This window comes from Mycobacterium sp. 94-17 (assembly GCF_035617725.1).
Taxonomy (GTDB): Bacteria; Actinomycetota; Actinomycetes; order Mycobacteriales; family Mycobacteriaceae; genus Mycobacterium.
On record NZ_JAPIYN010000007.1, the window covers coordinates 195820 to 220471 of the forward strand.

Consider the following 24652-nt stretch of genomic DNA (forward strand, 5'->3'; position numbering starts at 1 on the left):
ATGGCCGGGTCCGCGGAACTGAGCGAGCAGGTCATCGAGTTTCTGTCGGCCGGCACCCGCACCGGGATGCTGGGCTACCTGGCCGCCGACGGCAGACCGCTAGTCGCGCCGGTGTGGTTCGTGGTCGACGTCGGGCACGATGGCGCCGAGCTGGCGTTCAACACCGGGCGCGACACGGCGAAAGGCCGTGCCCTGGTTCGTGATCCACGTGTGGTGATCTGCGTCGACGACCCGCGTCCGCCGTATTCGTTCGTCCAAGTGCAAGGCATTGCCACCCTCGGCGAGGATATGCGCGACGTGCTGGACGTCGCCACCCGCACCGGTCGCCGTTACATGGGCGCCGACCGCGCCGACGAATTCGGCCGCCGCAACGCCGTTCCCGGCGAATTGGTGGTGCGGGTGCGACCGACCAAGGTCAATGCCGGATTCGATATCAGCCAGTGACCTGGGGGGAGCTATCCGCCTCCGGTGTCGCAACGGATTCCGCCTCCGGTGTCGCAACGGATTCCGGCTCCGGTGTCGCAACGGATTCCGGCTCCGGTGCCGCAACGGATTCCGTCGACCCTGACTCCGCGTCGGGCAGCTGGTCCACCAGGTACTGGGCGAGACCGCCGATGGTGGGATAGTCGAACACCGCGGTCGCGTTGATCGTGAACTTGCCCCCGAACTGGCTGTGCAGCCTGTTGCGCAGTTCGATCGCCATCAGCGAGTCCGTCCCCAAATCCAGGAACCGGCTGGTGGCCGGCGGCGGCGAGGCCAGACGCAAGAAGTTCTGCACCTCGCGCTGCAGGAATTCGGTCACGAATCCGGCCCGCTGCGGCACCGGGATCTCCATCAGCTGCTTGAGCAACTCGCTGTCGCCGGTCACCTCGCCGACGACACTCGGCAACACGAGGTCGAGGATCGGCGGGCGCGAACTACCCAGCACCTTGGCCGCTCGCTGCCAGTTGGCCTGGAGCACCGCGGCCTGCCCGGCGCCGTTGGCGACGACCTCGGCAAGCGCACCGAGCGCCGCCGAGGGATCCAGCGGAATCAGGCCCTGCGCAGTGATATTCGCGACCGCCGCGTCCGAGGAGGCCATCCCGCCCTGTGCCCAGGGACCGAAATTGACGCCGGTGGCCGGCAGGCCTTGGGCTCGTCTGCGTGCCATCAGCCCGTCGAGCAACGCGTTGGCCGTCGCGTAGTTCGACTGTCCCGGCGACCCGAACAGGCTCGACACGGACGACGACACGATGAAGAAGTCCAGCGCGTCGTCGCTGGTCAACCGGTCGAGATGGAGTGCGCCGAATGCTTTGGGCGCCAACGTCGTTCGGAACCGGTCCAGGCTCTGCTGCGACAGCAGTGCGTCGTCCAGCACGCCGGCCAGGTGGGCGACGCCGGCGAGCGGTGGCAGCTCGGCACGAATCCTGCCCAGCAGCTTCGCGACCTCGGTCTCCTCGCCGACGTCGGCGGTGAACACATGGATGCGTGTCTTGAAGCGCTCGGTGATCTCGTCGATCACCCGCTGCGCGTCCGCATCGGGCGCGTGCCGGCCGGTCAGCACGATGTCACCGGCACCGAGCCGGGCCAGATATGACGCCGTGTGCAGTCCGATCGCGCCGAGCCCGCCGGTGACGAGGTAGCTGCGGTCGGGGCGCGGCTGCAGGGGGTTCGGTATCTGCACGACGATCTTGCCGATGTGCCGCGCCTGCTGCATGCGCCGAAAGGCGGCCCTGGCCTCGGTCAGCGGGTAGATCTCGGCGGGCAGCGGCGTCCAGACGCCCTCGGCCAGGCCCTCCGACACCTCGGTCAACAGGGCGCGAATGCGCTCGGGATCCTGGAAGGTCACCGTGTCCAGCGCCACGACCTCGTAGGCGATGTCGGGACGCACCGCGGCCATCTGCTCGGGTGTCCAGATGTCGCGCTTGGCGATCTCGGCGAAGCGACCGTTCTGGGCGGTGGCCCGCACGGTCGCCTCGAGGAAGCCCTCGTTGGTCAGGTTGTTGAGCACCACGTCCACGCCCGCACCGTCGGTGTCCGCCAGGATCTGGTCGGCGAAATCGGTTGTGCGCGAGTCATAGACGTATTTCACACCCAGCTTGCGCAGGGTGGCGCGCTTGTAGGTGCTGGCGGTGGCGAAGACGACGGCACCGCACCGCTGGGCCATCTGGATGGCTGCCAGGCCGACGCCACCGCTGGCGGCGTGGATCAGCACGCGGTCGCCGGGCTTGAGCTGCGCCCAGTCGAACGCGAGCCGGACCGTCAGCGCCGCGGCGGGGATCGTCGCCGCCTCGACCGCACTCACCCCACCGGGGATCGGCGCCAGCAGCTGCGCGGGCACGTTGAACCGGCTGGAGAACGCCCCCTGCATAAAGCCGTAAACCCGTTGTCCCACCTCGACTCCGGTGACGCCCTCGCCCAATTGGGTTACGACGCCGGCAAAATCGCCGCCGATCGGCCCGGGGTCGCCAGGGTAGAGGCCGAGGACGTTGAGCACGTCGCGGAAATTCAGGCCCGCGGCCTCCACCCGGACCTGCACGTAGCCCTCATCCGGTGCGGGCACGTCCTTTTCGGTCAGCCGCAGGTTGTCGATCGCACCGCGTTCGGTGGGCGCCAACACGTAGTCGCCCGCGCGCGGCACGGCGAGATGACCACTGCGCGACCACGGCAACAACCGCGAAGCCAGCAACTTTCCTTGGCGCACCGCAAGTTCGGGCTCATCGACCGGAGTCGCCAGCAGCCTGGCCACCACGCGCACGGCCTCTGGCGACCCGTCGCAGTCGACGAGCCTGGCACGCAGCCCGGGTTCTTCGTTGATCGCGGTCCGACCGAAACCCCACAGCGAGGCCTGCACCGGATCGACCTGCTCGCCGGATTCGGTGGCCACGGCCCGCTCCGTGACGATCCACAGTCCCCCGGGCAGCTTCACCTCGCCGCCTTGCACCGTGTGTACGGCACTGAGCAGGTTGGCGATCTCGGTCGCGAGCCGGGCCTCGGCTTCGGCGGCCGACTCGTCCCCGGCGATTGCGCTGCTGCGCCAGACGACGCCGGAGAACCCGAGACCGCGCTCGTGCGCCTGCGCCAGCACCTGACCAAGCGGCTCGGCATCGACGCTTCGATCGAACGGAATGCAGCCGGGCACCCCGGCGGCCAGCTTATCGAAACCGGCGATCAGCCAGGTGCCGCTCACCGCCGGGGTTTCCTCACCCGACACCGGCACCTCGTGCCACCCGAGCGTGTAGAGCAGCCGAGTGGCGTTACCGCCAAGGCCGCGCAGCAGCGCCTCGCGCGGCGCGCGCTTCACCGTGAACTCGCGAATCCCGCCGAGGTGCTGGCCGTCTCGGTCGAGGTAGTCGATGTCGAAGACCTGTGTTTCGTTGTCGAGCGGGGCCCGATGCCACCGCGCGCGGCAGTAGAACCGCCGCGGCATCTTCTCGCGCAGCGTCACCTGCCCGTACCGCAGCGGCAGGAACAGATCGTGCACCCCCTGCTCGGCCGCGAGCAGGGCCGGGAACGCGGGGAATGCGACACCGGTGCACAGGTCCATCAGCACCGGATGCATCGGCTCGGTGCCGAGCTGCTCGGCGAGCTCCTCGCCGACCAAAATGTCGCCGATCGCCTCGCCGTCGCCCAGCCACACCGACTTCAGCGAACCGGACCACGTTGGGCCCCAAACTAATTCCAGATCGGCAAAGGTCTCGAACAGCTCCTGCGGACGCATGCGTTCCAGGCGTTCGACCGCCTCGTCGACCGGCTCGCTCTCGGGCGCCACCTCCTCGCCGGCGCCGGTGACGACCGTGCCCTCGGCGTTCAGCGACCACTCGGCACCGCGTTCGCCGTACGGGCGGCTGTGCACCTGGAAGCGCTGCTCACCGTCGGTGGCCAGCGGATGAAGGGTCAGCTGTACCTCGCGAGAGCTCTTCTCGGGCAGGATGATCGGCTCGTAGAAGAAGACGTCCTTCGCGTGTGCCGGAGTCCCGGCCGCGGCCAGCGCCATGGCCGCATACGTCGCGCCGGGCACAACGACAGTACCGTAGATGACGTGGTCGCAGAGCCACGGCTGCGACTTCACCGACAGCCTGCTGGTGTAGACGGAGTCGCCGCAGGCAAGCTCCTTGCCGCTGCCCAGGATTCCGCACACCGCTTGGCCGAACCCGCCTTCCATGGCGATCGCTCCCGTCCTGGGCCAGAAGCGGCGTCGCTGGAACGGATACGTCGGCAGTTCGAGCACGCGTCGCGGCCGGCGATGCAACGCCGCGAAATCGGGCCGGTGTCCGGCGACATAGGCCGCGGCCAGCGCTTCGGCGATCTGCCGCCGGTCGTCGACGCCCTTGCGCAGCGAGACGATCGCCCGCGGCGCGGCCAGGTGCTCCGGCCAGACCTGCATCGCGGCGCCGGCCAGCACCGGTTGCGGGCCGATCTCCATCAGCACCGAGCACCCCAGCGCCGCAATCGTGTGCACGCTTTCGGCGAACTGCACCGGCTGGCGCGCGTGCCGCCGCCAGTACTGCGCGTCGAGCGGCGTCTGCGGCGTGAGCACGGCGCCGGTGCGGTTGCAGACCAGCGACAGCGAGGGCGTCGCGAACTGCACTTGCGCCGCGCAGGACTCGAATTCGTCGAGCACCGGCTCCAGCAGCTCCGAGTGGAAGGCGTGGCTGGTATCCAGCCACGTGCAACGGATCGCCTCCTCCTCGAAGCGGGGGACGATCTTCTCCAAGTCCTCACCCGGTCCCGACAGCACGGTGTTGGGACCGTTGTAGGCGGCGACCGAGACGCGCGGGAACTCGCCCGCGATCTCCTCGACCTGCTTGGGGCCGGCGAAGACCGCGACCATGCGGCCGCCCTCGGGCAGGCTGCCGAACAGCCGGCCGCGCTCGGCGATCAGCCGGGCGCCGTCCTCGAGGCTGAACACCCCGGCCACGCACGCGGCCGCATACTGACCCACGCTGTGCCCGAGCACGACGTCGGGCTCGATGCCCCACGACTGCCACAGCCGGGCCAGACCCATCTCGACGGCGAACAGCGCAGGCTGCGCGAACGACGTGTGCCGCAACACTTCTCCCGCTTTGCCACCGGTTTCGCGGTCGGTCGCGAACATGACCTCGAGCAGCGGGCGGGGCAGGATGTCGCCGATCGCGTCGGCGCACCGCGTTACGGTTTCCGCGAAAACCGGCTCGGCGTTGAACAACTCGCGCGCCATGCCCGGATACTGGCTGCCCTGTCCGGTGAACAACCATGCCGTCGTCGGATGGTTGGTCTGTTCGCCCCGGACGACACCGGGCCGCGGACGGTCCTCGACCAGGTCGGCCAGACCGACACGGGCACTCTCGATCGAGTCCACCACCAGCGCGGCGCGATGCTCGAAGTGCGACCGGCCGGCACCGGCGGTGAGGCATACCTCGGCGAGATCGACATGCGGATGGGCGCCCAGCCAGGCCTCGTACCGCCGCGCCAACGCCACCAGCCCTTCTGGCGATCGCGCCGACAGCGGAAGCACACCGACGCACTGCGCCTGGGTGTCCTTGTCCGCCAACACGACATCGCTCGCCGGGTCTTCGAAGTCCCCGGCCGCGGCCTCGGGCCGAACCGGTGCCTCCTCGACCAGCACGTGGGCGTTGGTCCCGGTGAAACCGAAGGAACTTACCCCCGCGCGTCGCGGCCTGCCGTTGGCGGGCCACGGTGTCGGCTCGCCCACGACGCGCACCGGCAGCACATCCCACGGGATGTGCGGTGAGGGTGAATCGAAATGCAGGCTCTGCGGCAGCAGCGCGTGTTGGAGCGACAACACCACCTTGATCAGACCGGCTGCGCCGGAGGCGGATTCGGTGTGACCGATGTTGGTCTTCACCGATCCCATCAGCAGCGGCCGGTCCGCGTCGCGCGAGGCGCCGTAGGCGGCCGCGGCCGCGGCCACCTCGATCGGATCCCCCAGCGGGGTGCCCGTCCCGTGCGCCTCGAGGTAGTCGACATCGCCACCCTGCAGGCCGGCCCGGGCCAGGGCGGTCCCGATAAGGCGTTGCTGCGCACCACCATTGGGTACGGTCAAACCGCTCGACGCACCGTCCTGGTTGACCGCGCTGCCGGGGATGACCGCGCAGATCAGGTCACCATCGCGCTCGGCATCGCTGAGCCTCTTGAGCACGAGAATTCCGCAGCCTTCACTGCGCACGTAACCGTCGGCCGAGGCATCGAACGTCTTGCATCGCCCGACGGGGGAAAGCATCCGCGCGCGGGAGGCGGCGACGATCGTGACCGGGCTCAGCAAGACGTTCACCCCGCCGGCCAACGCCATGTCGCAGTCCCCGGCGTGCAACGCCTGGCAGGCCTGGTGGACCGCCACCAGCGCCGAGCTGCAAGCGGTGTCGACTGCCACCGCCGGTCCTTCCAGGCCCAGCGCGAAGGCAACGCGACCGGAAATGGCGTTCAGCGCATTGCCGGTGATGAAGTGCGGTTCGATCTTGTCGATCGGCTCCGACGACAGCAGTTGCGCGTACTCGTTGGCCGCGACTCCCATGAAGACGGCGGTTCGGCTGCCGCGCAACGCCGCCGGCGAATATCCGGCGCGTTCCAGGCTCTCCCACACCGTCTCCAGCGTCAGGCGCTGTTGCGGCTCGATCCAGACCGCCTCACGCGGGGAGATGCCGAAGAATTCGGGGTCGAAACCCTCGATTTCGTCCAGGAACCCGCCGAACCGGGTGTACGTCTTGCCGGGTGCGTCCGGGTCCGGGTCGTAGAACTCGTCGATGTCGAAGCGCTCCTCGGGCACCTCGCGGATCGCGTCGACACCGTCGGAGAGCAGGTCCCAGAACGCGTCGGGGTCCGGCGCGCCGGGGAACCGGCACGACACCGCGACGATCGCGATCGGTTCGTCCGTGCGTGTCGTCGCGGTCGCCACCGGCTGGGCCACCGATGCGGCCGACTCACCGAGCCCGAGCACGTCGCCGAGCAGATAGTCGGCCACGTCGGACAGCCGCGGATGATCCATCACCATGGTGATCGGAATCTCCGCGCCCACCCCTTGTTCGATGCGGCGCCGCATTTCGACGGCCATCAGTGAATCCATACCGAGATCGAAAAACCCGGCGTCGTCCCGGATCTCGGCGACATCGGTCCGTGTCACCTCGGCGACCGCGTCACGCAGGTAGTCGGTCAGCAGCTTCTTGCGTTGCCGCACAGGGGCGTTCGTGAGCCGCTCGACCAGCGGGGTCTTCCCCGACGGCGTAAGTGCCGGCGCCGCCGTGCCCGACGAGCGGGCCACCTCGTGTGCCAACTCGCTCAGGAACGCGCGCCTGCCCGCTTGCTCGTACAGCGGCAGGAAGCGGGCCCAGTCGATCCGCGCCACAACTCCTTGCACGAGCTCCTTCGCCCCGGGCGCCGTCACCGCGTCGACCAGGCCCGCCAGCGCATCGGCGGGCGACAACGTCCGGACCCCACGCTGCTCGAGTCGTGCGCGGGACTCCGCGTCGGCCATGCCCGCCGCCCACGGCCCGAAGTTGACGCTGGTCGCGCAGATGCCGCGCTCGCGCAGCCGGCAGGCCAGTCCGTCGAGGAAGGCGTTCGCCGCGCCGTAGGCGGTCTGACCGAATCCGCCCCATACCGAGGCGATTGACGAGGTACTGACGAAGAAGTCCAGCTGCAGGGCGGCCGCGGCTTCGCTCAAATGCCAAGCGCCCCAAACCTTCCCAGCGAACACACGATCGACCTCGGCATCGTCCAGGTTGCTCAGCGGGGTGGTGCCGATCTCACCCGCGGCGTGCACGATGCCGGCCAGCGGCAGTTCCGCCGGCACGCCGGCCAGCAGGCGCGCGACGTCATGCGCATCGGCGACATCGGCGGCGACAACCCGGATTTGGCAACCGTGCTGTTCGCTCAGCCCATCGATGCGCTGCTGCACGGCCTCGCTCGGCGCGCGCCTGCCGGTCAGCAGCAGATGCCCGGCGCCGTGCGCGGCCAGGTATCCGGCGATCTCGAGCCCGATCGCGCCGAGCCCACCGGTCACCAGGTACGTCGCGTCGTCGCGCAGTCGCAGCGATGTCCCGCTCGGGGGCTCGCTACGCCGGACCAGCCGAGGCACGTAGACGGTCTGATCACGCAGGGCGACTTGGTCTTCCCGCAAGTCCCCGTCGCGCGACGCCGTGATCCGCCCGACGAATGGGGTCCACTCGTCGGCGTCGCCTTGCGACAGGTCGGCCAGGCCGCCCCACACCTGTGGATGCTCCAGCGACGCGGCGCGTCCGAAGCCCCACAGGCAGCTCTGGTCGGGCCTGACGCTGTCCGCTCCGGTGACGCGCTGCGCGCCACGGGTCACGATCCAGATGGGGGCGCGCAGGTCGGCGGCGACCGCCGCCCGGAAGAGTCGCCGCGTGCCGCCCAGGACGCGGTGTTGGATCCGCAGCAGCGACTGCATCGCCGGCGCCGGTTCGGAGTCCACCGCCGCGACGTCGACGATACCCAGAAACGAACCCTCAGAATCGGTGGCGCGCAACAGATCTGCGAGCCGCTCTTCGTCGGCGTCGGACGCCGGCAGGCCGATGAACCGATAGTCCTGTCCGCGGGCGGCAAGTGCATCGACCAGCGGCTGCAGCGCGGGGGACTCGGCACCGACGAGAAGCCAGGTGCCTCCCTGGCCCGCTTCCGTGGGTCGAGGGGCGACAGTCGATGCCTCCCAGCAGATTTCGTAGCGGTCATCCGCGATGGAGCGGGTCGTGCGCTGCTGGTTGTGCTGAGCCGCGAGCTTGCTGAGCACATTCAGGGTCTGACGATTACCGCTGGTGCCGTCGAGCAGAGTCGCGAGTTCCTCGATCCGGCCGTCCTCGAGCAGGCGGATCGCCTCGGTGGTGGCGGCGCCGGCCCCATTCTGGTCGTCGCCACTGTCCGTCCGGCCGTCCCGGAACCAGTACTGACGACGCTCGAAGGGATAGGTGGGCAGGTCCAGTTTCCGGGCCTGCGCGTCACTCAGCGCGCCGAAGTCCGGCGCGTGGCCCAAGACGTACCCTTCGGCAACGGCTTCGATGACTTGTCGGTGGTCGGCCGTGTTTTCGCGCAGCGACGCGATCGCTCGCGGCAGGGTGGCCGGGTCGGGCCATGCGCCGAGGGCCGCAGCGGTGAGCACCGGCCGCGGACCGATCTCGAGCAACACCTTGCAGTTCAGCTCGGCAAGGGTGCGAACGCTCTTGACGAACTGCACCGGCTGACGCGCGTGACGGCGCCAGTAGGCGCCGTCCAGCTTGACGCTGCGGCCGAGCGTGGCCCCGGTGCGGTTGTCGACCAGCATTCGTTGCGGCGTCGCGAACTCGAATCTCCCCGCATACGACTCGAATTCGTCGAGGATCGGGTCCAAGAGCGCCGAGTGGAACGCGTGACTGGTTTCCAGCCAGTCGCACCTGACGCCCTCGGCCGTCAACCGGCTTACCGCCCGCTCCAGATCCGCTGCGGGGCCGGACAATACGGTGTTGGCACCGTTGTAGGCGGCCACCGACAGCGCGGGAAACTCGTCGGTCAGGCGCTCGACCCGCTCGGCGGGGGCGAACACCGCAGCCATGCGGCCACCGGAAGGCAGGCTGGCGAAGAGACGACCACGTTCGGTGATCAGCAGCGCACCGTCCTCGAGGCCGAACACTCCCGCGACACAGGCCGCCGAATACTGGCCGACGCTGTGGCCCAGCACCACGTCAGGCTCGAAACCCCACGACTGCCAGAGCCGGGCCAGGCCCATCTCCACCGCGAACAGCGCCGGCTGCGCATACGAGGTTTGTCGCAGCGTTGCGTCACAGTCCGGGCCGTCCACATCGAATATCACTTGCAGCAAAGGCTTTTCGAGGATTTCCGCGACCGCCTCAGCGCATCGGTTCAGCGTCTCGGCGAACACCGGCTCGGTGTCGTACAACTCCTGTGCCATGCCGGGGTACTGGCTGCCCTGGCCGGTGAACAGCCACGCCGCCTTCGGCACGTCGTGGGATTCGCCGCGGAACAAACCGGGTGCCGGGCGGTCTTGCGCGAGCGCGCCGAGAAGCTCGACGGCGGACTCTCTCGAATTGACCACCAACGCCGCCCGCTGCTCCAGGTGCGCTCGCCCCGCCCCCGCGGTGAAGCACACGTCGGCCAGGGTGGCCTCCGGGTGCGCGCTCAACCAGTCGCGATATTCGTCGGCGAGCCGCACGAGCGCGGCGGGCGTTCGCGCCGACAGGGGCAGGATGCTGAAGCGCCGGTCGCCGCGCCGTGGGGCCGGAACCGGTGCGGCGGTCGGCGGCGCCGCCGGTTCGGGCGCCTCCCCGAGGATGACGTGCGCGTTCGTGCCGGCGAACCCGAACGAGCTGACTCCCGCGATGCGCGGCGTGCCGTTGCGTTCCCAGGGCCTGGGCTCGGTGACCACTTCCACCGGGAGTCGGTCCCAGGGGATGTGGGGCGACGGATTCTGAAAGTGCAGGTGCTGCGGCAGGATCTCGTGCTCGAGTGCCAAGATCACTTTGATCACGCCCGCGATTCCCGCGGCCGCTTCGAGGTGACCGATGTTGGTCTTCACCGAACCGATCAGCAGCGGATGGTTGGGTTCTCGCCCGGCACCGAGCACCTCGCCCGCGGCCTGGGCCTCGATCGGGTCACCCAGCGATGTCCCGGTGCCGTGCGCCTCCAGGTAACCGACATCACGGGGTTCGAGGTCGGCACGCTTGAGTGCGTCGGCGATAACCCGTTGCTGCGCAACGCCATTGGGCACCGTCAATCCGCCCGACGCACCGTCCTGGTTGATGGCGCTACCCCGGATCACGGCCCGGATCCGGTCGCCGTCGCGGATCGCGTCCCCGAGGCGCTTGATCACGATGACGCCGCATCCCTCACCGCGTACGTATCCGTCCGCGGCCGCGTCGAACGTCTTGCACCGGCCGTCGGGGGCGAGCATGTGTGCGCTGGAGAACGTGATCATGGTCGCCGGGGTGAGCAGCACGTTGGCGCCGCCGGCCAGCGCGAGGTCGCATTCGCCCAACCGCAGCGCCTGGCAGGCCTGGTGGATCGCGACCAGCGACGAGCTGCAGGCGGTGTCGACGGCCACCGCCGGACCCTGCAGCCCCAGCCGGTGGCTGATCCGGCCGGCCGCGGCGGCGTTTGACGTGCCGATGGCCATGTAGGCCTCGATCTCGGGGTAGGTCAGCTCGTCGGACGCCATGCCCAGATAGTCGTGGGTGGCCAGGCCGACGAAGACACCGGTGTTGCTGTCAGCCAGGGCCGTTGGCGCGGTTCCCGAATGCTCGACGGCCCGCCACGCCGTCTCCAGCAGCAGCCGATGTTGCGGGTCCATCAACCTGACCTCGCGCGCCGACATTCCGAAGAACGGCGCGTCAAACCCGGTCACGTCATCGATGAAGCCCGCGCGACGGGTCACGACCTTGCCAGGCGCCCCGGGTTCCGGGTCGAAGAACTCGTCGACATCCCAACGGTCCCGCGGCACCTCCGATATCGCGTCCCGGCCGTGCCGTAGCACCTCCCAGAACTCGTCCGCATCGGCCGCACCCGGAAAGCGCGCCGCGTAGCCTACGATCGCAAAACCAGGTGCCCGCTCGTGCAAGTCTTCGACGGATGCCATGGTCCTGCCTTCCTTGCCCGGTCAAGAGCTGATGAGGCGCGAGGCCGGTTACCGCTTCAGAATCATGTCCGAACGCCGGCGCCCCAATCGCAGCGCCCGCACCGCGCACGACGGCCGATGCGGCCCCCGTCCTGCCTCGCTCGCCCAACCGTTCGTGACAACGGCCGTTCAGCTCCGTGACTGAGTGTAGGCGGTCGCCCGTGCACGCCTGCGACTGCAATCGCCGGGGGCGTTATCTTGGTCTCGCCGGACCGCGGCGGTACCTGAGCCGTTCAGATCGAGGAGGACGTGTTTTTGCGCATCGGTAAAATTACGATCGGCTCGCTCGACGAATGGACCGCGACGCCGGGTTCGGTCACCTCGTGGCATCCGACGGCCGCGGCCGGCGCGAAGGCCCGACGAGCGCCTGTCAGCTCGGTGCCGATCAGCTACATGCAGAGTCAACATCTTCGCAACTACTGGGAGCGGGCTGCCGCGGGACTGACCTTTTCCCGGCAGATCATCGCCACCTGTGACGTGTCCGGGACGTGCGATGTCGAAGCGATGGACCACGCCGTCAACGCATACCTGCGCCGGCATGACACCTTCCGCAGCTGGTTCGAGCGCACCGATGACGGAGAGTTCGTCAGGCATACCATCAGCGATCCCGCCGATATCGAATTCACGGCGATCGAGCACGGTCAGATGTCGGTTGACGAGATACACGCTCACGTTCAGGCCATTCCCGATCCCCTGGAATGGGGCTGCTTCACGTTCGGGATCGTGCAGCACGACGGCCATTTCACTTTCTTCGCCGCGATGGATCACGTGCACGGGGACGCGACACTGATCGGCACCACGATGATGGAGGCCAACGGGATGTATACGGCGTTGAGCGGGGGTGGTGACGCCCTCGCACTTCCCGACGCCGGCAGCTTCGATGATTTCTGCACCCGCGAGCGCGAATACACGTCGACGTTGACCGCGGATTCACCCGAAGTGCGCGCATGGATCGAATTCGCGGAAAACAATAACTCCGGTTTTCCCGAATTCCCACTCCCCCTGGGTAACCCATTGGAGTCGTGCGGCTCCGGCATGACCTCCGAACTCCTGATGGACCCGGCGCAGACCGAGCGATTCGAATCAGCCTGCGCGGCCGCGGGCGCGCGTTTCGTCGGCGGCCTGTTTGCCTGCTTCGCCCTGCTGGAGCACGAATTCACTGGCGCCCTCACGTATTACGGGCTCACGCCCCGTGATTCGCGCACAGCCGCCGACAATTTCATGACGCAGGGCTGGTTCACCGGCTTGATCCCGATCACCGTACCCATTGCCGCGGCCTCTTTCGGCGACGCCGCGTGGGCGGCGCAGGACTCGTTCGATTCGAGTCTGGACATGGCGAAGGTGCCGTACTACCGCGTATTGGAATTGGCGCCGTGGTTGAACTGGCCTCGGCCGAACTTTCCGGTGTCGAACTTCTTCCATGGCGGCGCCGCCCCACTCAACGCAATTCTCGCCGCCGCCGACCTGGGCCTTGCCGACAATATCGGAATCTATCCCGATGCCCGCTCTTCCTATCAACTGACCATCTATGTGTTCCGATACGGGGAGGGTACGGTGATGGCGATCATGCATCCCGACAATCCCGTCGCCGAGAAGTCAGTGCGCCGTTACATGACGGCGATGAAGTCCGTGTGCGGGCGGGTCGCCGGTAGTGGACATTGGGGACGCGTCGCCTAGCGTGGAGTTCCTCAATGGCTAGGGCCATCCACACAGCGCGGCTCGCGATCGCACACCACCAACCCGCGTGGCTCGGCAGAGCGCAGGCGGGGGCCATCGAGCATGCCACCGCCCCACCCGGACAGGCCCGCTATGCGCCGGTTAGCTGATTTCGTGGTGCGGTGGCCCTGGGTGGTCATCGGGCTCTGGGTCGCGATCGCGGTCGCGCTCCCGCTGACGTTGCCATCGCTGGGTGAGATGGCGCAGAAGCATCCGCTGGCGCTGTTGCCCCGCGACGCGCCGTCGAACGTCACCGCGCGAGAGATGACGCAAGCGTTCCACGAGTCGGGCTCCGAAGACCTCCTGCTGGTGGTCTTGACCAACGACAAGGGACTCGGCCCCGCGGACGAGGCCGTCTACCGCAAGGTGGTGGACGCGCTGCACCAGGACACGCGAGACGTGTTGATGGTGCAGGATTTCCTCAGCGCCCCGCCGCTTCGACCGGTCGTGACCAGTAAGGATCGCAAGGCGTGGGTGCTGCCGGTCGGCGTTGCCGGCGAGTTGGGCACGCCACGGTCATACGACGCTTTCAACCGGATCAGCGACATCGTCAAACGCGCCGTCACCGGGACCGCGCTGACGGCGAACCTCACCGGCCCCGCGGCCACCGTCGCCGACCTCACCGTCGAGGGCGACCGGGATCGCATGCCGATCGAGCTGGCGATCGCCGTTCTGGTGCTCGTCGTCCTGCTGGTGATCTACCGCAGCGCGGTCACCATGCTGTTGCCCCTGCTGACGATCGGGGTATCACTGGTTATCGCGCAGGCGACGGTCGCCGGCTACTCACTGCTCACCGGCTCGGGCGTGTCGAATCAGTCGATCGTCTTTCTGAGCGCCATCATGGCCGGCGCGGGAACCGATTACGCGGTATTTCTGATCAGCCGCTACCACGACTTCGTGCGTTCGGGTACGAATTCCGATCAGGCGGTCAGGCACGCGCTGATGTCGATCGGAAAGGTGATCGGCGCATCGGCCGCCACCGTCGGAATCACGTTCCTGCTCATCAGCTTTGCCCGAATGGGCATATTCAAGACCGTCGGGGCGGCGTCGGCGATCGGGATCGGCGTCGCGTTCCTCGCCGCGGTGACGTTGCTGCCGGCGATCCTGGTGCTCGCGGGATCGCGTGGCTGGGTCAAGCCACGGCGCGAGCTGACCGCAGGGTTCTGGCGGCGTTCGGGCATTCGCATCGTGCGCCGGCCCATGGTCAATCTCGTCGCCAGTGTGCTGGTGTTGATCATCCTGGCCAGTTGCGCCGGCCTGGTGCGCTACAACTACGATGACCGCAAAGCCCTGCGGTCATCGGCGCCGAGCTCTGTCGGATATGCCGCCCTGGACCGGCATTTCCCGGTGAATCAGTCGATCCCGGAATACATCTTCGTCCAGTCGCCGCATGACCTTCGGACACCGAAAGCCCTCGCGGACCTGGAACAGATGGCGGACCGCGTCAGTCAACTGCCGAATATCGCTGCGGTCAGCGGTATTACGCGTCCCACCGGAAACGTGCCGGAGCAATTCAGAGCCACCTACCAGGCGGGGGCCATCGGTACCCTGCTGGCCGGCGGGTCCACCCTGATCAACGACCACACGGGCGACCTCAACCGGCTGGCCGCGGGGGCGGGCACGCTGGCCAACAGCCTCGGCGATGTGCAGGGCCAGGTCGCCCAACTCGCCGCCAGCGTGCAGGATCTCAACAACGCGTTTTCGTCGGCGAAGAACCAGTACACCGGCGACGCGCTGGTCAGGCAGGTCGATATCGCCGCCCAGCTCGTCGACCATGTCAACGCGCTCAGCAATGCCATGGGGTGGAACTTCACCGCCGCCAAGAACATGTTCGCCTGGATAGGCCCGGTGCTGACGGCGCTGCAGGGCAACCCGGTCTGCGACGCCGATCCGTCATGCAGCAACACCCGCGGGGCATTCGAGCAGTTGGTGGGCTCACGCGATCAGGCAGACCTGGACGCGATCAACGACCTGGCCCACCAGCTGCAGGACTATCCGGACAAGGGCGCGCTGAAGGCGTCGACCGAGCGCCTGCGTACCGCGTTGGGAAAGCTCACCAAAGTGCTGCACTCCATGGGAATGGACAAACCCGGTGGCCTGCAGTCGAATTTGAACAATCTGCAAGACGGCGCCAACCGATTCGCCGGCGGCAGCAGGCAAGTCGCCGACGCGGTGGCCCAACTCGTCGACCAAGTCAAACGACTCGGGTCCGGTCTGAGTGAGTCGGCGGCATTTCTGTTGTCACTGAAGCGTGACGCGGCGCAACCGGCGATGGCGGGATTCAACATTCCGCCCCAACTGCTGCAGCTGCAGGAGTTCCAGAAAGCGGCCAAGGTGTTCATCTCGCCCGACGGCCACTCGGTGCGATATCTGGTGCAAACCAAACTGAATCCGTTCAGCCCGGAGGCGATGAATCAGGTCAACGCGATCACGGCCGCCGCCCGGGGGGCCCAGCCGAACACCACGTTGGCGGACGCCACGGTCTCGATGGCGGGATTCACAGTCGGCCTGAAGGACACCCGCGACTATTACCAACACGACATCCGGTTCATCATCGCCGTGACCCTCCTCGTCGTGCTGGTGACCTTGATCGCGCTGCTGCGCGCGATCGTCGCCCCGCTGTATCTGGTCGCCTCCGTGGTCATTTCGTATTTGTCCGCGGTGGGCATCGGCGTGCTCGTTTTCCAATACTTGTTGGGCCAGCAATTGCATTGGAGCGTGCCCCCGCTGGCCTTCGTGGTATTGGTCGCGGTGGGAGCCGACTACAACATGCTGCTCATTTCGCGGATGCGTGACGAGTCGCCGAATAGCGTGCGTTACGGCATCATTCGCACCCTGGGTTCCACCGGGGGTGTGATCACCGCCGCGGGTTTGATTTTCGCCGCCTCGATGTGCGGCCTGTTGTTCTCCAACATCGGCACCGTGGTGCAGGGCGGTTTCGTGATCGGCGCGGGAATTTTGCTGGACACCTTCCTGGTGCGCACCGTCACGGTTCCCGCCATCGCCGCACTGGTCGGCCGGGCCAACTGGTGGCCTTCCCGGGCGGCCGCGCGCGGGGGCCCGCGGCTGACCCCGACACGACACGGCGAGACGCAACCCGGTTAGCCATGACATATGAGGTGTGTGAGACTACGAGGCGAACGCGGCGGGCAGGATCAGGAATGAAAAAGCTACTCGCAAGAGTGACGGCGCTGTTAGCTGTCAGCGCCACAGGGTATTTCGGCGTCGGACCCGCGGCGGCCGATGACACGCCGATCGGCGGGCCGCCGACCCCGGGGGCGCCGGGCGATCAGACCGCGTTCGCCCTCGGCGGCGCTCACGTCCTCGGCATCCCGTACGACGAGTACATCCGCGAGGAGGGGGCCCAATGGTTCCCCGGCCAGAAGCGCGAGATCGTCCGCTACCCGGCCGGCCAGGTTCAGGGGCACGTGCTGGAGCGGCTCTTCCCGGGGATCGGCAAGATCGGCGAGGACCTGTTCCCCGGCCTGGGTCTGGACGGCCCCAGCGTCGGCGAGTCGGTCGACGTGGGAGTGAACAACCTCGACGCGGCGATCAAGACCGGCCGCCCCGGCACCGCGATCGGCTTGTCGGAGGGCGGGTTCGTGGTCGACGGCGAGCAGGCCCGGCTGGCGACCGACCCGGCCGCTCCCCCGCCCGGCACGCTGAACTTCGCCACGTTCGGCGACCCGATCGGGCGTCACGCCTTCGGCCAGAGCTTCCTGACCGCCATGTTCCCCGTCGGCAGCGTCGTTCCGGCCCTCGACTACCGCATGCCACCGCCGTACGAGAGTCAGTACGACACCAACAAGTTCGTCGCCGCCTACGACTCGATCGCCGACTTCCCCGACCGGCCGGACAACATGTTCGCGTTCGCCAACACCCTCATGGGCTTGGCCACCGGTCACACCGCGGTGGCCTTCACGAACCCGAGTATGGTGCCGCCGCAGAACATCAGAACCACGATCAACTCCCGGGGCGCCAAGGAGACGACGATCATGGTCCCGGAAAAGCACCTTCCGCTCGTCATGCCGCTGGCCTACATCGGGATCCCGGAAGACACGCTGAACAAGCTCGACGCCATCCTGATCCCCCGGGTGAACGCGGGCTACTCGCGCAACGACGACCCGTCGACGGCTCCGGTTCAGGTCGATCCCGTGCACGGCTTCGACCCCGCCGAAGTCACCGCGCCGGCCAACCAGGCGACCTTCGGCGGTGGCGCCGACCCGTTCGCGCAGATCCTCGCCGGTGCCTCGTCCGTCTTGTCGCATGGCGCGGGCTGACCACTGACCTATGCCTCAGTCATCAATTCTGTCCATGTTGCATGGACGCGCCAGCTTGCGGCCTGACGACGTCGCATACACGTTCACCGATTACCAGGGCGACTGGGAGGGCGTGCCCGAGAGCCTGACGTGGTCGCAGCTGTCCCGCCGGACCCTGAACGTAGCGCGTGACCTCGGCCGGCACGGGTCGGTCGGCGACAGGGCGGTGATCCTGGCACCCCAGAGCCTCGATTACATCGCGGCGTTCCTAGGATCCATGCAAGCCGGCCTCATCGCGGTCCCGCTCCCGCTGCCGCATCGCGGCTCGAGCCATGAGCGGGTGACCGCGGTCCTCGCCGATACGTCGCCCGCGGTTGTCCTCACGACGTCCGCGGCCGCCGACGAAGTGGCCGGCTACGTCAAGCACGCGCGCATGGACCACGTTCCGGAGATCGTCGAAATCGGTTCGACGAACCTCGACGCCGAGGGCCAAACACCTGTTCCGCCAGCGGATTTGCCCAGCGTCGCGTACCTGCAGTACAGCTCGGGTTCGACGCGGACGCCGGCCGGGGTGATGATCTCGCACCGGAACCTGCAAGTGAATTTCGAGCAGCTGATGCGCAGCTTCTTCGCGGAGGCCCACCTGAAGGCCCCGCCGAACGCGACGATGGTGTCGTGGTTGCCGTTTTACCACGACATGGGTTTGGTGCTGGGGGTATGCGCACCGATCCTGAGCGGCTACCGCGGCGAGCTGATGAGCCCGGTCGCGTTCTTGGAACGACCGGCCAGATGGGTGCGGTCGTTGGCGGCGAATCCTTCGTCGTGGTCGGCGGCGCCCAACTTCGCCTTCGACTTGGCGGCCCGCAAAACCAGTGACCGCGACCTGGCCGGGCTCGACCTCGGCGGGGTGCTGGGCATCATCAGCGGTGCCGAACGCGTCGAAGCGGCCACTCTGCACCGCTTCGTAGATCGGTTCGCCCACTTCAACTTTCGGGGCCAGATGATGCGCCCGTCCTACGGCTTGGCGGAGGCAACCGTCTTCGTGGCGAGCGGCACCTGGGGTGAGTCGTCGACCGTGCACTTCGATATCGACGAGCTGTCCGCGGGTCGCGCCCGGCCATGCGCGCCCGGAACCGGCTCATCGCTGGTCAAATACCAAGTGCCGCGAACCCCCGCGGTGCGCATCGTCGACCGCGACACCAACCGCGAGTGCCCACCGGACACCATCGGCGAAATCTGGGTGCATGGCGAGAACGTCGCCGACGGCTATTGGCGCAAGCCGCCATCCGAGCAGCAATGCTTCGGCGCAACACTGGTCGACCCCTCGCCGGGCACGCCCAGCGGACCCTGGCTGAAGACCGGCGACCTGGGTTTCGTCTACCGCGGTGATCTGTTCATCGTCGGCCGCATCAAGGATCTGCTGATCATCCGCGGGCGCAATCACCATCCCGAGGACATCGAGGCCACGGTGCAAGAGATCACCGGCGGGCGGGTCGCGGCGATATCGGTTCCGGTGAACAGCACCGAAAAGCTCGTCACGGTCATCGAGCTCAAGAAGCGCGGCGATTCCACCGAGGATGCGACGCGCTGGTTCACCTCGATCAAAGCCGATGTCACCTCGGCCATCTCCAACGAGCACGGCGTGAGCGTCGGAGACCTCGTCCTGGTGCCGCCCGGCACGATCCCCACCACCACGAGCGGCAAGATCCGGCGCGCCGCCTGCGTCGAGCGGTACCGCCACGACGAATTCGCCCGGTTGGACGCCTGAGCCTGCCGGCGACCGCCACCACAATGCCCATGTTGGTCACCGTCCTGGTCATGGCCCTCGCCGTCAGTGTCGAACCGTTCCGGATCGGCATGACCGTGCTCATGCTGAACAGACCCAGACCGGCGCTGCAGCTGCTGGCGTTTCTCGCCGGCGGTTTCGCCATGGGAATGGCGGTGGGTCTGGTCGTCTTGTTCGCGTTGCGGCGCAGCGTGCTGGTCTCTTCCCACTTCGCGTTGCCCACGGTTCAGATTCTGGTCGGTCTCCTGGCGCTGGCGGTCGCGGTGGCGGTGGCGGTGAACCTTCCCGCGCGGCTGGGCAGGAGCCCGACGAAGTTGGCGACACCGGTGCAGCGATTGCTGAGCCGGCATTCGCTGTCGGTGGCGGGGATCGCCGGCCTCGGGATCGCGTTGCCGTCGGTCGACTACCTCGCCGCGCTCGCCGTCATTCTGGCCTCGGGCGCGACGGCCCCGACGCAAGTCGCCGTGCTGGTGATGTTCAACGCGGTGGCCTTCGCGCTGATAGAAGTTCCGTTGCTGGCGTATCTGCTGGCGCCTGAGAAAACCGCGGCCCGGGTGACGGCCCTACACGACTGGCTCCGATCGCGTCGCCGCGCCGAAGTCGCATTCCTGCTGGCCGCGGCGGGCTGCACTTTCCTGGCGGTCGGGGTGGCCGGGCTTTGACCCCTTCCCCAATGTCGCGTCACCGCTGATCGATAATGGGTCCCACCCGCCCCCGGCAAAGGAGCCGCGATGAGTAAGGCAAGCACCGACCGCCCGCTGCGAGTGATCCAGTGGACGACCGGGAACATCGGACGGCGTTCGCTGCACGCCATCATCGGCCGGCCTGACTTCGAACTGGCCGGGGTGTACGCGCACGGCGCCGACAAGGTCGGGGTCGACGCCGCCGACCTGGCGGGCTGGCCGGAGCCAACCGGCGTGCGGGCGACGAACGACATCGACGCGCTGTTGGCCCTCGGTGCCGACGCGTGCTGCTACAACCCGCTGTGGCCCAGCGTCGACGAGCTGGTGCGGCTGCTGGAATCGGGAGTCAACGTGTGCACCAGCGCCGCGTGGATCACCGGCGGCAAGCAGACACCGCAGGATCGCCGGCGCATCGAGGACGCCTGCCACAGGGGCAATGCGACGATCTTCGGCAGCGGCGCGCACCCGGGCATGACGAACATGGTGGGCATGGCGCTGTCCGGATCGTGCGAGCGCGTCGACGAGATCCGGATCACGGAGTCGGTCGACTGCTCGACCTACGAGTCGGCGGAAACCCAAACGGCCATGGGCTTTTCGCAGGATCCCGACACCCCGGGGCTGGCCGAGAACGTCCGGCGGGAAAGCGAGGTCTTCGCCGAGTCGGCGGCGATGATGGCCGACGCGATCGGGGCGAAGCTGGACAAGATGACCTTCGACGTCACCTTCACCGCGGCCACCGGCGACTCCGATCTGGGCTTCATGAAGATCCCCGCCGGAACGGTCGGCGGCGTCTACGGCTACCACCGCGGCTGGGTCGGCGGGCGCAACGCGGTCAGTGTCGGGTTCAACTGGACCATGGGCACCCACGTCGTGCCGCCCAAGCCGCTGGAGCACGGCCACGTCATCCAGGTGTTCGGGCTGCCCAACATGCGCACGGTGTTGCACTGCCTGCCGCCCAAGGACTGGACGGAGCCCGGATTCATGGGATTAGGAATGATCTACACCGCGATGCCCGTTACCAATGCCGTCCCGGCGGTGGTGGCCGCCCCGCCCGGGATCGTGACGCTGGCGGATCTGCCGCCGGTCACGGGTCGGCTGGCTTCCTAGCGGTATGCCGTTCGGCACACCTGTCGGCCCCAGGAGGAACGCTTGCGTGCACTAAGGTTAGTATTCCTAACCGAGCAAAAGTTCCGTTGGCATCGGGGTCGCCCGGCGACGGTTGATGAGCTTTGCGGAAGGTGGTCAGGTGGTGGCTAATCCACATTCAGGTCCCCGCCACGGCATCTTGACCCGCCTGCTGAAACGGGGGTGGATCCCACTTCTGCTGGTGATCGTTCTGTCGCTGTCGGCGCTCATCGTGTCGCGACTGCACAAGATCTTCGGGTCGGAGGATCTCAACGCAAACGCCGGCAAGGGGATCGAAATCGTGCAGTTCAACCCGAAGGTCGTCGTCTATGAAATCTCCGGATCCCCGGGCACCACGGCGAACATCAACTACTGGGACGAGAACGCCAACACGCACCAGGTCAACAACGCCCCGCTGCCCTGGTCCACGACGATCTCGACCACGCTGCCCTCGGTGAGCGCCAACATCATGGCGCAGAGCGATGGCAGCAGGATCACCTGCAAGATCACCGTGGACGGCGTGGTCCGCGACGACCAGAACTCCGACGGCCATAACGCCCAGACCTTCTGCCTGGTGAAGTCCGCATGAGCGATGTGAACAGCAAGACCGAGCGCGACCTGAGCGCCGCCGACACCGGCCCGATCAAAACGGTGGGCCTGTCCAAGGCCGAGCGGGGCCACCGGCCCTACCTGCCCCATGCGATTCGCATCTTCGCGATACCGATCATTTTGGGCTGGGTGGTGGTGACCGTCCTGGTGAATATGCTGGTCCCCAGCCTGGAAGTTGTCGGAGAGGCGCACTCGGCGCCGATGGCACCGCTGGACGCGCCGTCGATGAAGGCGATGATGCGCCTGGGCCACAACTTCCACGAATTCGACTCCAACAGCACCGTCATGATCGTCCTGGAGGGTCAGCACCCGCTGGGCCCGGACGCACATAAGTACTACGACAACCTGATTCGGCAACTCCGCCAGGATCCCGCGCACATCCAGCACATCCAGGACTTCTGGGGAGACCGGCTGACCGCCGCGGGTGCGCAGAGCGCCGACGCCAAGGCCGCGTACGTACAGGTCAACCTCGCCGGTAATCAGGGCACCACACAGGCCAACAACTCCGTGGACGCCGTCCGCAAGGTGATCGACGAGAACAAGGCGCCACCCGGCGTGAAGGCCTACGTCACCGGTCCCGCCGCGCTGTCCGACGACATGCACATCATCGGTAACGCCAGCCTGGCCAAGATCACACTGTTCACCTTGGGCGCGATCGCGATCATGTTGCTGCTGGTCTACCGGTCGATCGTCACCACGCTGATCCAGCTGTTCATGACCTTTGTGGCGCTGGCGTGCGCGCGGGGTGTCGTCGCGGTTCTGGCGTATAACAACGCATTCGGACTCACCACGTTCGCCGCCAACATCCTCACCATGTTGGCGATCGCCGCGGGAACCGACTACGGCATCTTCCTCGTCGGCCGATACCAGGAGGCCTTGGCCGCCGGCGAGGACCGAGAAACCGCGTACTACACCACATTCAAGGGAGTCGCCCCGGTCGTCTTGGGCTCCGGCCTGACGATCGCGGGAGCCACCTACTGTCTGAGTTTTGCTCGGCTGCCCTGGTTCAACACGATGGGTGCGCCGGTAGCGATCGGCATGCTGGTCGTGGTGCTGGCCGGACTCAGCCTGGGCCCCGCGGTCGTTTTTCTCGGCAGTCGCTTCCACCTCTTCGAAAAGCAGGCGAAGCGAGGGCGGCTGTGGCGCCGGGTGGGCACCGCCGTGGTGCGTTGGCCCGCAGCCATTTTGGTCGTCAGTGCAGCCGTCGTGCTGGTCGGTATGGTCGCCCTGCCGAGCTTCAAGACGAGCTACAACGACCGCCATTACCTGCCGTTGTCGGCCCCATCCAATCAAGGGCAAGAGGCCGCGAATCGTCATTTCTCCGAGGCCCGGATGAATCCCGACTTGTTGATGGTCGAATCCGACCACGACATGCGAAATCCCGCCGATATGCTGGTGCTGGACCGGGTGGCGAAGAACGAGATGCGCACGCTCGGCATCGCCATGGTCCAGGACATCACCAGGCCGCTGGGCATTCCGATCCAGCACAGCTCGATTCCGTTCCAGAACAGCATCCAAAGCCAGACCACGATGCAGAACATGGGCTTTCTCAAGGAGCGCATGAAGGACATCCTCAAGATGGCCGACGACCTGCAGACCCAGATCGACACCACGCAGCGCCAGTATGAGGTGTCGCTAGACCTGGCCGGCGCCGCCGACGACAGCGCAAAGACCACGGCGGTGACGTCACAAATCACCGACAACTTGCGCGACCACATCGCCGATTTCGACGACACCTTCCGGCCGGTGCGCACCTACTTCTACTGGGAGAAGCACTGCTACGACATCCCGTTGTGCATCGGGCTGCGGTCTCTCTTCGACACGTTCGACGGGTTCGACCAGCTCGCCGAGCAGTTCCACTACCTCACCACCGATATCGCGCACACCGCCAAAGCCACACACGACCTGAATGCGCTGTTCCCCATACTGATCAACACGCTGAAGAACACCAGGGGCATCACGCTGACGCTCTACCAGACGTTCAAGGCGATGATCGACCAGATGGAAGCGATGAGCAACACCGCGATCGTGATGGGTCAGAGCTTCGACGCATCGAAGAACGACGACTTCTTCTACCTGCCACCGGAAGCCTTCGACAACCCCGACTTCCAGACGGGCCTGCGGATGTTCTTGTCGCCCGACGGTAAGTCGGCGCGGTTCTTCATCACCCATCAGGGCGATCCGATGTCGCCCGACGGCATCGCGCGTGTCGACGCCGAACGCACCGCCGCGCAGGAGGCGCTCAAGCAGTCCTCGCTGTCGGATGCCCGCGTGTATCTGGGCGGAACCGCCGCGACATTCAAGGACATGGCCGACGGCGAGAAGTACGACCTGATGATCGCCGTGGTGTCGGCCCTGACGCTGATCTTCATGATCATGCTGCTGCTGACCCGAAGTGTGGTGGCCGCGCTGGTGATCGTCGGCACCGCGGCCAGCTCGATCGCGGCGTCATTCGGGCTGTCCGTGTTGATTTGGCAGGATCTGTTCGGCATCAGGATCCACTGGATCGTGATGGCGCTGTCGGTCATCATCCTGCTGGCCGTCGGATCCGACTACAACCTGCTGCTGGTCTCCCGATTCCGCGAGGAGATCCACCGCGGGCTCAAGACGGGGATCATCCGGTCGATGGCCGGCACCGGCGGCGTGGTGACGGCCGCGGGCCTGGTGTTCGCCTTCACCATGGCGTCCATGCTGGGCAGCGATCTGCGGGTGCTGGGTCAGTTCGGGTCGACCGTGTGCATCGGTCTGCTGCTCGACACGCTGATCGTGCGCACTCTGCTGATGCCCTCGATCGCCACGCTGCTCGGGCGCTGGTTCTGGTGGCCGCAAGTCGTGCACCCGCGCGGTGACCACGCCCGGCGCCCGGTCCACGCCTGAA

Annotated in this window: 10 protein-coding genes; 9 read left to right on the forward strand and 1 reads right to left on the reverse strand. The window is 67.2% G+C overall.

The features are described from left to right. Positions 1–444: a PPOX class F420-dependent oxidoreductase gene (locus OQ789_RS11125; RefSeq protein ID WP_324685707.1), complete on the forward strand. Its 444-nt coding sequence runs from the start codon at positions 1–3 to the stop codon at positions 442–444. On the opposite strand, the gene OQ789_RS11130 is transcribed toward OQ789_RS11125, so the two are convergent. Next, a complete protein-coding gene (locus tag OQ789_RS11130; protein ID WP_420716092.1) occupies positions 434–11557 on the reverse strand; it encodes a type I polyketide synthase in 11124 nt (3707 codons plus the stop codon). The two genes, OQ789_RS11125 and OQ789_RS11130, sit on opposite strands and share 11 nt — an antisense overlap. A 294-nt stretch (positions 11558–11851) precedes the next feature. Here OQ789_RS11130 and OQ789_RS11135 point away from each other — a divergent pair, with 294 nt between their 5' ends. The 8 genes from OQ789_RS11135 (at position 11852) to OQ789_RS11170 (ending at position 24651) form a co-directional block, all read left to right on the forward strand. After that, positions 11852–13273 (forward strand): condensation domain-containing protein, encoded by a 1422-nt coding sequence (locus OQ789_RS11135; RefSeq protein ID WP_324685708.1) that lies wholly within the window; start codon positions 11852–11854, stop codon positions 13271–13273. A 132-nt stretch (positions 13274–13405) separates the two neighbouring features. After that, positions 13406–16417, forward strand: coding sequence for an MMPL family transporter (locus OQ789_RS11140; protein WP_324685709.1), 3012 nt, complete (start codon positions 13406–13408; stop codon positions 16415–16417). A 56-nt stretch (positions 16418–16473) separates the two neighbouring features. Beyond that, positions 16474–17592: an acyltransferase PE gene (gene pe / locus OQ789_RS11145; RefSeq protein WP_324685710.1), complete on the forward strand. Its 1119-nt coding sequence runs from the start codon at positions 16474–16476 to the stop codon at positions 17590–17592. A 10-nt stretch (positions 17593–17602) separates the two neighbouring features. Further along, entirely contained in the window at positions 17603–19339 is a 1737-nt protein-coding gene (locus OQ789_RS11150; protein ID WP_324685711.1) for an AMP-binding protein, read from the forward strand. Between the two features lie 29 nt (positions 19340–19368). Next, positions 19369–20019 carry a GAP family protein gene (locus OQ789_RS11155; protein WP_324685712.1) on the forward strand — a complete coding sequence of 217 codons (651 nt, stop codon included), beginning with the start codon at positions 19369–19371 and terminating at the stop codon, positions 20017–20019. A 69-nt stretch (positions 20020–20088) separates the two neighbouring features. Further along, positions 20089–21147, forward strand: a complete 1059-nt coding sequence (locus tag OQ789_RS11160; RefSeq protein ID WP_324685713.1) for a dihydrodipicolinate reductase — start codon at positions 20089–20091, stop codon at positions 21145–21147. Between the two features lie 139 nt (positions 21148–21286). Next, on the forward strand, positions 21287–21754 hold the full coding sequence (locus tag OQ789_RS11165) for an MmpS family transport accessory protein (protein WP_324685715.1): 468 nt from the start codon (positions 21287–21289) through the stop codon (positions 21752–21754). Further along, positions 21751–24651 (forward strand): MMPL family transporter, encoded by a 2901-nt coding sequence (locus OQ789_RS11170; RefSeq protein ID WP_324685717.1) that lies wholly within the window; start codon positions 21751–21753, stop codon positions 24649–24651. The genes OQ789_RS11165 and OQ789_RS11170 overlap by 4 nt, the downstream gene beginning before the upstream one ends. Position 24652 lies beyond the last annotated feature (1 nt).

Coding starts and splice junctions, on each gene's coding strand:
- OQ789_RS11125 (WP_324685707.1), top strand. CDS start 1: ATGGCCGGGTCCGCGGAACTGAGCGAGCAGGTCATCGAGTTTCTGTCG.
- OQ789_RS11130 (WP_420716092.1), bottom strand. CDS start 11,557: ATGGCATCCGTCGAAGACTTGCACGAGCGGGCACCTGGTTTTGCGATC.
- OQ789_RS11140 (WP_324685709.1), top strand. CDS start 13,406: ATGCGCCGGTTAGCTGATTTCGTGGTGCGGTGGCCCTGGGTGGTCATC.
- pe (WP_324685710.1), top strand. CDS start 16,474: ATGAAAAAGCTACTCGCAAGAGTGACGGCGCTGTTAGCTGTCAGCGCC.
- OQ789_RS11150 (WP_324685711.1), top strand. CDS start 17,603: ATGCCTCAGTCATCAATTCTGTCCATGTTGCATGGACGCGCCAGCTTG.
- OQ789_RS11155 (WP_324685712.1), top strand. CDS start 19,369: ATGTTGGTCACCGTCCTGGTCATGGCCCTCGCCGTCAGTGTCGAACCG.
- OQ789_RS11160 (WP_324685713.1), top strand. CDS start 20,089: ATGAGTAAGGCAAGCACCGACCGCCCGCTGCGAGTGATCCAGTGGACG.
- OQ789_RS11170 (WP_324685717.1), top strand. CDS start 21,751: ATGAGCGATGTGAACAGCAAGACCGAGCGCGACCTGAGCGCCGCCGAC.